Origin of the sequence: Mesorhizobium sp. B2-4-2 (genome assembly GCF_006442845.1) — a bacterium.
Taxonomy (GTDB): domain Bacteria; phylum Pseudomonadota; class Alphaproteobacteria; order Rhizobiales; family Rhizobiaceae; genus Mesorhizobium.
On record NZ_VFVM01000006.1, the window covers coordinates 307,949 to 320,743 of the forward strand.

At 63.3% G+C, this 12,795-nt stretch carries 12 protein-coding genes; 8 read left to right on the forward strand and 4 right to left on the reverse strand.

Annotated elements, in window-relative coordinates; translation table 11 throughout:
• Window positions 1-58: 58 nt before the first annotated feature.
• Both FJ942_RS16520 and FJ942_RS16525 read left to right on the forward strand, forming a co-directional pair.
• Window positions 59-1,306 carry a DUF3419 family protein gene (locus FJ942_RS16520; protein ID WP_224518994.1) on the forward strand — a complete coding sequence of 416 codons (1,248 nt, stop codon included), beginning with the start codon at window positions 59-61 and terminating at the stop codon, window positions 1,304-1,306.
• Entirely contained in the window at window positions 1,303-1,968 is a 666-nt protein-coding gene (locus FJ942_RS16525) for a class I SAM-dependent methyltransferase (RefSeq protein WP_140557525.1), read from the forward strand. Before FJ942_RS16520 ends, FJ942_RS16525 begins: the two co-directional genes overlap by 4 nt.
• A gap of 4 nt (window positions 1,969-1,972) precedes the next feature.
• On the opposite strand, the gene FJ942_RS16530 is transcribed toward FJ942_RS16525, so the two are convergent.
• The gene (locus tag FJ942_RS16530) at window positions 1,973-3,352 is read right to left on the reverse strand and encodes a serine hydrolase (protein ID WP_140898243.1); all 1,380 of its coding nucleotides are present in this window, start codon (window positions 3,350-3,352) and stop codon (window positions 1,973-1,975) included.
• A gap of 316 nt (window positions 3,353-3,668) precedes the next feature.
• Between FJ942_RS16530 and FJ942_RS16535 the strand changes: the two genes are divergently transcribed.
• Together FJ942_RS16535 and FJ942_RS16540 are read left to right on the forward strand one after the other, a co-directional pair.
• Window positions 3,669-4,463: a GH25 family lysozyme gene (locus tag FJ942_RS16535; protein WP_140516622.1), complete on the forward strand. Its 795-nt coding sequence runs from the start codon at window positions 3,669-3,671 to the stop codon at window positions 4,461-4,463.
• A gap of 185 nt (window positions 4,464-4,648) precedes the next feature.
• Entirely contained in the window at window positions 4,649-5,827 is a 1,179-nt protein-coding gene (locus FJ942_RS16540; protein WP_140516624.1) for a lytic murein transglycosylase, read from the forward strand.
• 81 nt (window positions 5,828-5,908) lie between these two features.
• Here FJ942_RS16540 and FJ942_RS16545 read toward each other — a convergent pair whose 3' ends face one another.
• Complete coding sequence (locus FJ942_RS16545; protein WP_140516626.1) at window positions 5,909-7,129, reverse strand: alanine racemase; 1,221 nt, start codon at window positions 7,127-7,129, stop codon at window positions 5,909-5,911.
• Between the two features lie 208 nt (window positions 7,130-7,337).
• On the opposite strand from FJ942_RS16545, the gene FJ942_RS16550 reads away from it, so the two are divergent.
• Window positions 7,338-8,267, forward strand: coding sequence for a DMT family transporter (locus FJ942_RS16550; protein ID WP_140898245.1), 930 nt, complete (start codon window positions 7,338-7,340; stop codon window positions 8,265-8,267).
• Between the two features lie 372 nt (window positions 8,268-8,639).
• On the opposite strand, the gene metF is transcribed toward FJ942_RS16550, so the two are convergent.
• Both metF and FJ942_RS16560 read right to left on the reverse strand, forming a co-directional pair.
• Complete coding sequence (metF, locus tag FJ942_RS16555) at window positions 8,640-9,557, reverse strand: methylenetetrahydrofolate reductase [NAD(P)H] (protein ID WP_140495168.1); 918 nt, start codon at window positions 9,555-9,557, stop codon at window positions 8,640-8,642.
• On the reverse strand, window positions 9,557-10,579 hold the full coding sequence (locus FJ942_RS16560; protein ID WP_140898247.1) for a metalloregulator ArsR/SmtB family transcription factor: 1,023 nt from the start codon (window positions 10,577-10,579) through the stop codon (window positions 9,557-9,559). Before FJ942_RS16560 ends, metF begins: the two co-directional genes overlap by 1 nt.
• 179 nt (window positions 10,580-10,758) lie before the next feature.
• On the opposite strand from FJ942_RS16560, the gene tsaA reads away from it, so the two are divergent.
• The 3 genes from tsaA to FJ942_RS16575 all read left to right on the forward strand — a co-directional run bounded on the left by tsaA (window position 10,759) and on the right by FJ942_RS16575 (window position 12,682).
• Window positions 10,759-11,280, forward strand: coding sequence for a tRNA (N6-threonylcarbamoyladenosine(37)-N6)-methyltransferase TrmO (gene tsaA / locus FJ942_RS16565; protein WP_140516630.1), 522 nt, complete (start codon window positions 10,759-10,761; stop codon window positions 11,278-11,280).
• Window positions 11,280-11,594 (forward strand): DUF2293 domain-containing protein, encoded by a 315-nt coding sequence (locus FJ942_RS16570; protein ID WP_140495859.1) that lies wholly within the window; start codon window positions 11,280-11,282, stop codon window positions 11,592-11,594. Before tsaA ends, FJ942_RS16570 begins: the two co-directional genes overlap by 1 nt.
• A 131-nt stretch (window positions 11,595-11,725) precedes the next feature.
• A complete protein-coding gene (locus FJ942_RS16575; RefSeq protein ID WP_140559513.1) occupies window positions 11,726-12,682 on the forward strand; it encodes an aminotransferase class IV in 957 nt (318 codons plus the stop codon).
• Window positions 12,683-12,795: the final 113 nt, after the last annotated feature.

Consider the following 12,795-nt stretch of genomic DNA (forward strand, 5'->3'; position numbering starts at 1 on the left):
ACCTGTCATAGCCGGGCGTTACCCGCTTGCGGCAAAGCAAATGGGGAATCACCTTGCCATGACGGACGTTTCCGCAGATCTGATCTTTCGCCGTGGCAAGGAAGTTGGAAAAGCCGTCTACCAGAACCGCCCCCTGTCGAAGGCAGGAATTTCCGAACGGCTGTTCGCCTTCCTGTTTTCGGGCCTGGTCTATCCGCAGATCTGGGAAGATCCCGATGTCGACATGGACGCAATGCAGCTTGGCGAAGGCCACCGCGTCGTCACCATTGCCTCCGGCGGTTGCAATATCCTGGCCTATCTCACCCGGTCGCCGGCCAGGATCGACGCCGTCGATCTCAATGCCGCTCACATAGCCCTGAACCGCATGAAGCTGGAGGCGGTGCGCCACCTGCCTTCGCAGGGCGACCTGTTTCGCTTCTTCGGTGCCGCCGGCAACGACCACAATTCTCAGGCTTACGACCGCTTCATCGCGCCGCATCTCGATCCGGTCAGCCGCCACTATTGGGAGCGCCGCAACTGGCGCGGCATCAGGCGCATCGCCGTCTTCGACCGCAATTTCTACCAGACCGGCCTGCTTGGCCTGTTCATCGCCATGGGCCACCGCACGGCTAAATTCTTCGGCGTCGACCCCGCCGGCATCATGCAGGCCAGGAACATTGGTGAGCAGCGCCGCTTCTTCCACCAGGAGCTGGCCCCGGTGTTCGAAAAGCCGCTTTTGAAATGGGCGACCTCGCGCAAGGCCTCGCTGTTCGGCCTCGGCATCCCGCCGGCGCAATATGATTCTCTCATCACGTCCGGCGACGGCACCATGGCCAGTGTGCTGAAAGCCCGGCTGGAAAAGCTCGCCTGCGATTTTCCATTGAAAAACAACTATTTCGCTTGGCAAGCCTTTGCCAGGCGCTACCCCCAACCCGGCGAAGCCGCCCTGCCCGCCTATCTTGAAAGGCAGAACTATGAGGCCATTCGCGGCAATGTAGACCGCGTCGCCATTCATCATGCCAATCTGATCGAATTCCTGGCAGGCAAGGACGCGGGTTCCGTCGACCGTTTCATCCTGCTCGACGCGCAGGACTGGATGACCGACGACCAGCTCAATGCGCTGTGGTCGGAAATCACCCGCACCGCCTCCGCCGGCGCGCGTGTCATCTTCCGCACTGCGGCCGAGCCAAGTCTGCTGCCGGGCCGCGTCTCCGCTTCCCTGCTCGACCAGTGGAGCTACGAGAGCGATGCCTCGCGCGAATTCTCCACCCGCGACCGCTCGGCAATCTATGGCGGCTTTCATCTGTACGTGAAGCGCGCCTCATGAGCACTACCGAGCTGCCGGCCAATCACGCCGAACTGATGGACGGTGTCTACCGCTGGCAGCGTCACATCTACGACCTGACCCGCAAATATTATCTGCTCGGCCGCGACCGGCTGATATCAGGGCTGGACGTTCCGCCGGGCGGCACGGTGCTGGAGCTCGGCTGCGGCACCGGGCGAAACATCATCCTCGCCGCCCGCAGCTTTCCCGGCGCGCGCTTCTATGGCCTCGACATTTCGGCAGAGATGCTGGAGACCGCGGGCACCGCGATTGCCCGCGAAGGCCTGTCCGATCGCGTCATGCTGGCAAGGGGCGACGCCACGGAGTTCGACGTAAAGGCGCTGTTCGGCCGCGACAGCTTCGACCGTGTCTTCGTCTCCTATTCATTGTCGATGATCCCAGGCTGGGAAAAGACGGTCTCCGCCGCGCTGGCAACGCTCGCTCCGGGCGGTTCCCTGCACATCGTCGACTTCGGCCAGCAGGAAGGCCTGCCGGACTGGTTTCGGACCCTGCTTCGCGGCTGGCTCAGAAAATTCCACGTCACGCCCCGTGAAATGTTGCGCGAGGTGCTGGAATCGGAATCGCGAAAAATCGGCGCAACCTTCCGTTTCCGCACACTTTATCGCGGCTACGCCTGGCTGGCGGTGGTCCGGCCGAGCAGCTGATTGGCTAGGGCAGCGCCTTCACCAATGCCCCGACCATGGTCTGCGGCCTGTAGCCCAGCTTGGCCGGCGTCAGGCCGAGCCGCACCACCACTAATTGCTCGGATGGAATGATGGCGACGGTCTGCCCATCATGCCCCTCCATCCAATAGGTGTCCTTGGGCAGGCCCGCCGCCACGCCGGCACCGGGGTTTTCCTCGTCGCCCGGCGCCTCGATCCACAATTGCCCCTTGCTGTAGACTTTCGAGGCCGACGCAGGTTCGCGCATCCAGTCGACGAAACCGGCCGGCAGTATCTGGTTGCCGTTCCAGACCCCGCCCTGCAGCAGGAACTGGCCGAAGCGGGCCCAGTCATGGGCGGTGGCGTAGAGATAGGATGAGCCGACGAACGTGCCCTGTTCGTCGGTCTCGAGCACGGCGCTGTGCATGCCCAGCGGCTCGAACAGCGCGGTGCGCGGCCACGTCAACGCCTTGGCCTTGTCGCCGACCGCATCCTGCCAGAGCCGCGACAGCATCACCGCCGTTCCGCTCGAATAGGAGAACACCTTGCCCACCTCGCCCGTGAGCGGCTTGGCTTCGGCAAAGCCCGCCATGTCGGGTTCGAGATAGAGCATGCGCGTCACGTCGGCGACGTCGCCATAGTCTTCGTTGAATTCCAGCCCGCTCGACATCGCCATCATGTCGGCAAGGCTGATCGCGGCGCGGCCATCGGCCTTCCACGGCGCGAAAAGGCCCTGGTTGGTCATCGCCATCTTGCCGTTCTTGACCAGCGTGCCGACCATGGCGGCATTGACCGTCTTGGTCATTGACCAGCCGAGCAACGGCGTCCGGGCGGAAAAGCCCTCGCCATAGCGTTCCGCCACGACGCGGCCGTTCTTGACCACCACCACGGCGCGCATGCCGGCGCCGGTCATGGCGGCATCGTCGACGATCTTCACCACCTCCGGGTTCTGCGAGGCTTCGACCCGCTCGCCTTCCGGCCACAGCGCGTCCTGTCTTGTCGCCGAGGGTTCGACATGGATCGCCGTGCGCCGCGCCTTGCCGACATCGCCATCCGGGACCGAGGCGCAGCCCAGCCCGTCGCGGAAAACCGCGATGCTCTTGCCGAGGAAGCCAAGCAGGCCGGCGGAGACTGTGCCCCGGTTCTTGTCGACCGAGACCCGCATCAGCTTGAGCAAGGGATGACCGGGCGCCTGCACATCGACGGCAAGCACCTCGTTGGCATCGCGCCCGGCGACGAAAACGTTCGAGCAGACGATCTTTGCCGAATAGCCCGAGCCGACCCGGATCAGTTCGGGCGGCGCGAAATAAAGCCACCCAAACAGCGCCACGACCGCCAGCACCACCAGGCCGAGCAGCCGTTTGACGATCTTGGCAATGATCCGCATCTTTCCCGCCCCCGAATCCAGGCTCGATCCATGTCATCGATTTGCCGCCATTGCTTCCGCAAAATCATGGGCCTTGTCGAGCGTCGTCAACCAGATATCAACCATGATCGGCGATCACAGGTGCATGTCGCCCAACAGCGCGCCGCGTTTTTGGGATCACGGCAGGAAACAAAATCAAAGCGCGCCGAAAAAATTCGCGTTTTGGCGATATACCGGGCGATGCTGTGGGGCGATCGTCCGGCGGGGGCCAGACCAAGCGCCGGCCATCAGTGCACAGACCCATCAGCGACCGGCTGCAACCGGCTCGGGAGTTGCGATGCGCCGTCTTGCGGCCCTTTTCATGCTGACGCTGCTCGGCGCATGCTCGACCGTGGAGGATCTGTCGCCACTGTCGCCATCCAGCACCCCTTCGGTTGCGGTGCGCGCGCCCCGCTTCGCCGATTCCAAGCCGCATGAATGGGACAGCGGCGCGCCCTGGAATTACGCAGTTCACGGCACCGACGTCTCAAAATACCAGACCTCGGTCGACTGGCCGACCGCCAAGGCCAGCGGTATTTCCTTCGCTTTCATCAAGGCGACGGAGGGCGGCGACCGTTTCGATGATTATTTCAACGAGCATTGGGCGCGCACCAAAGCCGCCGGCGTTCCTCGTGCCGCCTATCATTTCTTCTATTTCTGCACTCCGGCGGCGGTACAGGCGCGCTGGTTCATCCGCAACGTCCCCGTCGACCGTTCGGCCATGCCGCCGGTGCTGGACATGGAATGGAACCCGAAATCGCCGACCTGCAGGCTGCGCCCCGACCCGGCCACCGTGCGCGCGGAGATGACCACCTTCCTCGAAATCGTCGAGCGGCATTACGGCAAGAAGCCGATCATCTACACGTCGGTAGACTTCTTTGAAGACAACGAGCTGTCGACCTTCCGCGGTTATCCCTACTGGCTACGCTCCGTCGCCGGCCACCCGCGTCAGAAATATGGCAGCCACCCCTTCACCTTCTGGCAGTATACGGGAACCGGCATCGTTCCCGGCATGATCGGCAAGTCCGATATAAACGTCTTCAACGGCAGCCAAGCCGCCTGGGACAAATGGTTGAGGCAGAACACCCGTTGACACCGTGTCAACGGGTGCCAAGCCGCCCGGAGGAAGGGTTGCTGCAGAACACCCGTTGACACCGGGCCTGCCGCCTGCTTTCGACACGGCCGGCGGCCAAGAGTGCAGCCGCCGGTGTTCCGGGGCGACGCGCATCCAGATGGACAGCCAGGCCGCCCGGAATCCTGAATGTCGAAAGGAAGTTTATGCGACTGCGTCCCCAAGCCCTCGCGGTGCTGTTCCTGTGCGCCACGGCCTTGCCGGCAATGGCGCAGGAATGTGGCGGCGACTTCGAAACCTGGAAGCAGGGCGTGGCTGCGGAAGCCAAGGCGGCGGGTGTCGGCCCTGTCGGCCTCGAAGCGCTCGAGGATGCCAGCTTCGACGAGAGGGCCCTGGCGCGCGACCGTGCGCAGGGCGTCTTCACCCAGACCTTCATCGAATTCTCCAACCGGATGATCTCGGCCTACCGGCTGAAGCAGGGCGCGGCGAACATGAAGAAATATGCCGATATCTTCGCCCGCGCCGACCAGCAGTTCGGCGTCCAGGCGCCGGTCATCACCGCCTTCTGGGCGCTGGAGACCGATTTCGGCGCCGTGCAGGGCGATTTCCATACGCTCAGCGCGCTGGTGACGCTTTCCCATGACTGCCGCCGCCCGCAGCTGTTCCGGCAGCAGTTGGTGCCACTGCTGGAATTGATCGACCATGGCGTGCTGCCGGCCGACGTCAACGGCGCCTGGGCTGGAGAGATCGGCCAGACGCAGATCCTGCCTTCGGATTATCTTGCGCGTGGCGTCGACGGCGACGGCGACGGCAAGATCGACCTGCGGGGCAGCGTGCCGGACGTGATCATGACGACGGCCAACAAGGTGCTGTCGCGCGGCTGGAAACGCGACGAGCCCTGGATCCAGGAAGTGCGCGTGCCCGACGAGATGCCATGGGAACAGACCGGGCGCACAAACAAATTGCCGCTGACACAGTGGACGCAGTGGGGTGTTACCAATCCCGACGGCTCGCCGCTGGTCGACAAGGGCCTGAAGGCCGGGCTGGCGCTGCCCATGGGCCGCAAGGGGCCGGCCTTCCTCACTTACGAAAATTTCGACGTCTATCTCGAATGGAACCAGTCCTTCACCTACGCGCTGACCGCGGCCAATCTTGCCGCGCGGCTTGCCGGCGCGCCACCGATCGACCCGCGCAATCCTGAACCAGGCCTCAACAACGAGCAGATGAAGGCTTTGCAGACCAAACTGGAGGCCAAGGGCTATGATGTTGGCACGGTCGACGGGATCCTGGGCACCAACACCCGCGAAGCGATCCGCAAGGAGCAGACGCGGTTGGGATTGCCCGTGGACGGCTGGCCGACGCCGGAGCTTTTAGCGAAGCTGTGAGTAGTAAGTAGTAGGTAGTAAGTAGTAAGTAGTGACGGAGGCCATTTCCCTACTCCCTACTCCCTACTCCCTACTCCCTACTTAATCCGCCATCGTCTCCAGACTCGCCAATCCCACCGGCGCGTCGCCTTCGTCGAAGGACGTCGCCACCTCGACGAAAGTGTCGGGATAGAAGCCGTTGAAACGGGTTCTCAGCGACAGCGAATAGGCGCCGATATGGCCGATCTCGATCCAGTCGCCGGTGTCGACGGTTTCCGGCAGCCAGAACGGCCGCGACAATATGTCGACGGAATCGCAGGTCGCGCCGCAGACCTTGAACGGCACGATGGTTTTCTCGTCGCCATTGCGCGTGCGGATCGCCGGATCGGGAATGAAGCGCGCCGGCAGCGTGATCTTGCCGGTCCATGAATCCGACAGCGACGCCCAGATGCCGTCATTGATGTAGAGCCGCTTGCCCTTGCGCAAAAGCACCCGCACGATCAGCGACAGGCAGCGCGCCACGATCACCCGGCCGGGCTCGGCCACCAGCGGCATCTGGTCGAACTGGTATTCCTTGAGGTCTCCAGAAAGCCGCGACATGATCTGGCCGAGCGACGGCATCGCGACTTGCTTGCGGTTGGGATCATGCCCGTATTCGGCCGGAAAACCGCCGCCGACATCGAGACCGGCCAGGTCGAAGGTCAGCCGGTTGCGCACCCAATCGGCGGAAGCCAATGCCCTTTCGTAGGTGTCGGGGTCCTCGATCTGGCTGCCGACATGGAAGCACAGGCCGACCTTGTAGCCGGTACGGTTCAGCCGCTCGGCGAGCTCGACCGCATAGGCCGGCCCGGCGCCGAACTTCTTCGACAGCTCGTAAGCCGCATGGCCCTTGGTCTGCACTCGAACGAACACGCTGATGGCGCCCGGGTCAATGTCGAGTGCCCTGACCACCCGCGTCAGTTTGGTGATCTCGTCTTCGTGGTCGAGCGCAATGACGCGGATGCCGTATTTCTCCAGCGCCAGCTTGATGTCCGACTGCGCCTTGACGGGATGCATGTAGAGCATCTCGGCATCGGCCGAGACCGCGCGCACGGCGGCGAACTCGCCGGGCGAGGCCACGTCGAAGGCGGAGACGCCGGCCTCGACCAGCGTCTTCAGCACGATCTGCTCGCCATTGGTCTTGACCGCATAGGCCGTCTTGCCGGGGAACATGCCCATGAACTGCAAGGCATCGGCCTTCAGCACCTGCGGGCGGAAGCAGTAGACCGGATCGTCCGGGCGAAGCGCCAGTGCCGCCTCGCGGGCATTCTCGAATCGCTGCATGGACGAATCCTTGACCTAGCCTGCGCACAATTAATCCAAGGTAGCGGCCAATGAAAACAATTCTGTGTCTCTTGCGCCTGGCGGCAGGGCGCTAGGCTTTGTCGGGGGAGACAGGCCATCGGGCAGGTTTCGGGTGGTTCTTGCCTGCGAACCCGATATGGCTTCTGTCTGGCTGCCTGCATTCGGCCGTCCGGGGAGGACGCATCACATGGCAATAGCCGCGACATCAGCACCGCGCGGACCGATGGCGCTCAAGGAGTGGGCGCAGCTTCTGCTGCTCGGCGCGATCTGGGGCGGCTCCTTTTTCTTCGCCCGCATTGCCGTGGCGGAGCTTCACCCGCTGGTGCTGGTATTGTTTCGCGTCGCCATCGCGGCACTCGCTTTACAGCTCTATCTCTTCCTGCGCGGCCCATCCTCCCGCCTTGCCCTTCCTCATGCAGGACTGTTCTTCCTACTGGCCTTCACCAACAACGTCGTGCCTTTTTCGCTGATCTTCGCCGGCCAGACCGAGCTTGGCGCCGGCGTCGCCTCGGTGCTCAATGCGACCACGCCGTTCTGGACGCTGATCCTCGCCACCGCCCTGACATCGGACGAGAAGCTCTCCTGGAACAAGCTGGCCGGCATTGCGCTTGGCGTCGCCGGCACGGCTGTGATGATCGGCCCCGGCCTGGTTGCCGGCCTCGGCGGCCCGGTCTGGGCCAAATTCGCGCTGATCGGAGCATCGTTGTCCTACGGCGTCGCACTGATGGTCGCCCGTCGCTTCAAGGGCGTGCCCTCGCCGGTCATTGCCACCGGGCAGCTGACCGCCTCGACCATCATCATGATCCCGGTCGTGCTGCTTGCGCACGGTCCCGCCGGCCTATTCTCGGCCTCCCCGCCCGTCTGGGCGGCGGTGCTGGCGCTGGCGCTGCTGTCCACCGCCTTCGCCTATATCCTCTATTTCAACCTCGTCGCCTCGGCCGGCGCCACCAACGCCTCCCTGGTGACGCTGATCGTGCCGGTCAGTGCCATGCTGCTCGGTTTCCTGTTCCTCGGCGAGCGGCTGGAATTGTTCGAAATCGGCGGCATGATGCTGATCGGTCTCGGCCTGGTGATCATAGACGGGCGCCTGTTCATCCGCAGGGTAGCGCTGCCATGACATGCCAACGACACGAAGCCGCCATAATTTATTCACAGGTTCGTATCTGGTTTTTGCCTAGAAGTTTCAACGCCTAACGGCGAAAATGAGGTCGCAAACTCCACAATCGCGTCGCAATGCAGCACATTTTCCGCTTGCCTGTGGCACAAATGACCCTAGACTCCGGGCATAGCTCTTTAAGAGGAGGCTATGTCATGGGACTTACGAGGCCAATCAACGCATTGATGATCTGTGCTGCGTTTGCATTCATCGGCGCCCTCATTATAGGCGTTCTTCCCTGAACCCGCCAAAAACGGGGAAGACCAGCACCCAATAATCAACCAGTTTGAAAGGCCGGGTTTTTACCCGGCCTTTCTGCATCTCAAGCTCGGTTCAGGCGGCTGCGGAGCCAGCCACTTCCGCCTCATGCGAGCGGATGCCGATCATGTGGCAGACGGCAAAGACGAGGTCGGCCCGGTTCATCGTATAGAAGTGGAAATCGCCCACGCCCCGCTCGACCAGGTCCAGCACCTGCTCGGCCGCCACCGCCGACGCGACTAACGCATGCGTCTGCGGATCATTCTGCAGGCCGTCGAAACGTTCGGCCAGCCATGCCGGCACCAGCGCGCCGCAACGTGCCGAGAAATTGGCGACCTGGGTGAAATTGTGCACCGGCAGGATGCCCGGCACGATCGGAATGTAGATGCCGGCTCGACGCGCGCGCTCGACATAGCGCTCGTAGAGATCGTTGTCGAAGAAGAACTGGGTGATCGCCCGCGTCGCGCCATTATCGACCTTGCGCTTCAGCATGTCGATGTCGGTGGCGAAGTCGGGGCTTTCCGGATGCTTTTCCGGATAGGCCGAGACCGAGATGTCGAAATCGCCGGCGCTCTTCAGCGCGCCGACCAGCTCGGCGCCATTGGCATAGCCGTCCGGGTGCGGACGATAGGCGGTGCCGACGCCCGCGGCCGGATCACCGCGCAGGGCGACGAACCGCTTCACACCCATGTCGGCGAATTCCTGGATAACCGCATCGACCTGAGGGCGCGGGGCGTCGACGCAGGTCATGTGCGCTGCCGGCGTCAGGCTGGTCTCCTTCAGGATGCGGCCTACGGTGCGTGCCGTGCGCTCCCGAGTCGAACCGCCGGCGCCATAGGTCACCGAGACGAATTTCGGCTTTAGCGGTTCCAGTCGGGTGACCGTGTCCCACAGCCTCGCTTCCATCTCGTCCGACTTTGGCGGGAAGAATTCGAAGGAAACCCTGACCTTGTCGCCAATGTCGGGGCGGCGGGAAAAGCGGAACTGGTTCATCAGGCGATTTCCCCTATCGAACTCACTTTGGTATGCTGGCTGTCATTGGCAGGATCGGCGATCAGCAGGCGCCGGTCGCGGCCAAGCCAGAGCTTGACCGTGAGCCTGGCCTCGGTGCCGCCGCGCGGCTCGAACTCCTGGGCATCTTCGAGATCAAGGCCCGCTTCGGAGAACCACTCGCCGATCTGCCGGTCGGAAAAGCCGAGGCGCATATGCGCGTGCTCGTCGCGCAGGAATTCCAGGGTATGCGGCGCGAAATCGACGATCACCAGCCGTCCGGAAGGGCGCAGCAGCCGCGCAGCCTCGTGAACGGCGCGGGCGGGATCATCGAGATAGTGCAGCACCTGATGGATGGTGACGAGATCGAAGGCGTCGCGCTCGACCGGCGGCGAGAAGATGTCGCCCTGCCGCACCTGAGCATTGGAGACGCCGGCCTTGTCGAGGTTGGCGCGCGCGACGGTCAGCATCTCGCGCGACATGTCGATGCCGATGCCGCGCCGGTAGAGCGGCGAGAATATCTCCAAGAGGCGTCCGGTGCCGGTGCCGAGATCGAGCATCGACTGGAACGGCCGCTTGCCGACGAGCTTCATGAGGGCTGCCTCGACCGCACGGTCAGGCACGTGCAGGGAGCGGATATGGTCCCAGCTTGCCGCGTTCTGCGAAAAATACTCCGCCGCGCGGTCCTGCCGCTTGCGCTTGACCGAGGCCAGCCGCTCGAGATCGCGCTCGACCTGCGGATCGGCGCCGCGAATGCCGGCGACCAGCCGCAGCACGAAGTCGCGCGCGGAATCCGTATCCGACAGCCGGAAGAAAGCCCACGACCCCTCCTGGTAACGGCCGATCAGCCCGGCCTCCAGGAGCAGCTTCAGGTGCCGCGACACGCGCGGCTGCGACTGGCCGAGAATCTCGGTAAGATCGGACACGGTGAGATCACCGCGCGACAGCAGCGCCAGTATGCGCAAGCGGCTCGATTCGGCCGCCGCCTTCAATGTGTCCACCATGGTGTCGAGCGGGACATGCATCAGCGTATTCTCTTTGAAAAAGATATAAACATATGTTTATGTCGATTTTCACAGCCTTGCAAGCGCTATGTCGCTTCCGGACAAGAAAATGCCGCAGGCGTGATTTCTCGGTGCATGTCGCGCCTAAAAATGTGTAGCGGTTTCAGGGCAAGACATGCGTCAACAAAAAGATGGATAAAATGACCGGGCGGCGTGAGATGTTTGAGGTGCGGGAGGGTGAAAAAAGGCTCGAGATCGATCCGGCGCTGATGCCGGCGGATGGCGGCGTCGTCTTCATCGGCCGTATCGCCTCACCATGGACGACGCGCGAAACCTGCCCCAAGAACATGCGCGCGGCGCGCGAGACCGGGCAGCCGGCAGCACTGACGATCGACCCGCCCTACCGCGCCGGCCTGCAAGGGCTGGAGCGCACCAGCCATCTCGTCATCCTGTCGTGGCTCCACCACGCGCCGCGGACTCTGATCGTGCAGAAACCGCGCCATGCGGCTGAAGCAAAAGGCGTATTCGGCCTGCGCTCCCCTGCCCGACCGAACCCGATCGGCCTGCATGTGGCGAAACTGGTTGCGCTCGACCTCGCCACCGGGCGCATCGAGATCGACGCCATCGACGTGCTCGACGGCACCCCGGTGGTCGACATAAAACCCTATTTCGCATCGACCGATGCCTTTGCCGAGGCGACCATCGAAGGGCGCGACGAATGATGAAGGCGCCGACCGGCCGTCGGCGCGCCGTCGCCAAGGCGTTGACCGCGCTTCTGCCGCTGGCGCCCTATGCCGATATGGAGAAGATCCGAGCGGATGCCGGCTCCGTCCACATGAAGACCTTGCCGCCGACCATTGCCGTGTGGCTGGCGACGGTTGCCCATATCCGCCACGCCCATACCGACTACGAAAAGCTGCTCGCCGAAGGTTATGACCGCGACTCGGCGCGTTTCTTCGTCATCGAGCAGACCAATGTCGTACTTACCCGCTGGCGCGCCACCCGCCTGCTCGACGCCGACGACGAGGATGATTGAAGCTGTTGCCGGTCCGGCACGGCGCTCGGTAGCATGGCTGGCAGCTTTTCACTTCGAGGACGAACGACGCCGGATGACTGGCTCTATGCCCTCTGCCTGACACCGATAGCCTGTGATGCAAGGAGGTGCCGATGAGCCAGACCGCACAGGATACACGGCCGCTGCCTGTGGTGAGCGACCGCCACGTCGACCCGCATGCTTATCCCGACGGCATCGCCTTCCTCGACGGCCAGTACCTGCCGATGTCGCAGGCCAAGATCTCGGTGCTGGATTGGGGATTCCTGCATTCCGATGCCACTTACGACACGGTGCATGTCTGGAACGGCTGCTTCTTCCGGCTTGACCTGCATCTCGACCGCTTCTTCGGCGGACTGGAGAAATTGCGCATGACGATCCCGTTCGACCGCGATGGCGTGACGGAGATCCTGCACAATTGCGTGGCACTGTCGGGACACAGCGCCGCCTATGTCGAAATGCTGTGCACGCGCGGCGCTTCCCCTACTTTCAGCCGCGATCCGCGCCAGGCGATCAACCGCTTCATGGCGTTTGCCGTGCCGTTCGGCTCGGTCGCCAATCCCGAGCAGTTACAGCGCGGCCTCAATGTCGCCATCAGCGACAAGGTGCGCATTCCGCCGGCCTCGATCGACCCGGCGATCAAGAACTACCACTGGCTCGACCTGGTGCGCGGCCTTTACGATGCCTATGACCGCGGCGCCGAGACAGCGCTCATTCTCGACTTCAACGGCAATGTCGCCGAAGGTCCGGGCTTCAACGTCTTCTGTATCAAGGACAACAAGCTCTCGACGCCGGCGATCGGCGTGCTACCCGGCATAACCCGCCGCACTGTCTTCGATCTCTGTGCGCTGGAAGGCCTCTTCGCCACCCCGGCGGACGTCAGTGTCGCGGCATTGCGCGAGGCCGACGAGGTCTTCATCACCTCTACCGCCGGCGGCATCATGCCGGTCACGATGATCGACGGCAGCCCAGTCGCGGACGGCAGGCCCGGCGCGATTACCGGCCGACTGATGGCGCTCTATTGGGACAAGCATAAGGATCCGGCCTGGTCGAGCGCTGTACGCTACCCCTGACCGGTCGCCGCTCCCGTCCAAATAATTCCGCCACCGCCTCTGGAAAGTCGCGGGACGCACCGTATATGGCACAAAGCGGAGAGGCCTCCACTTATCTCTGAAAAAATTCCAGC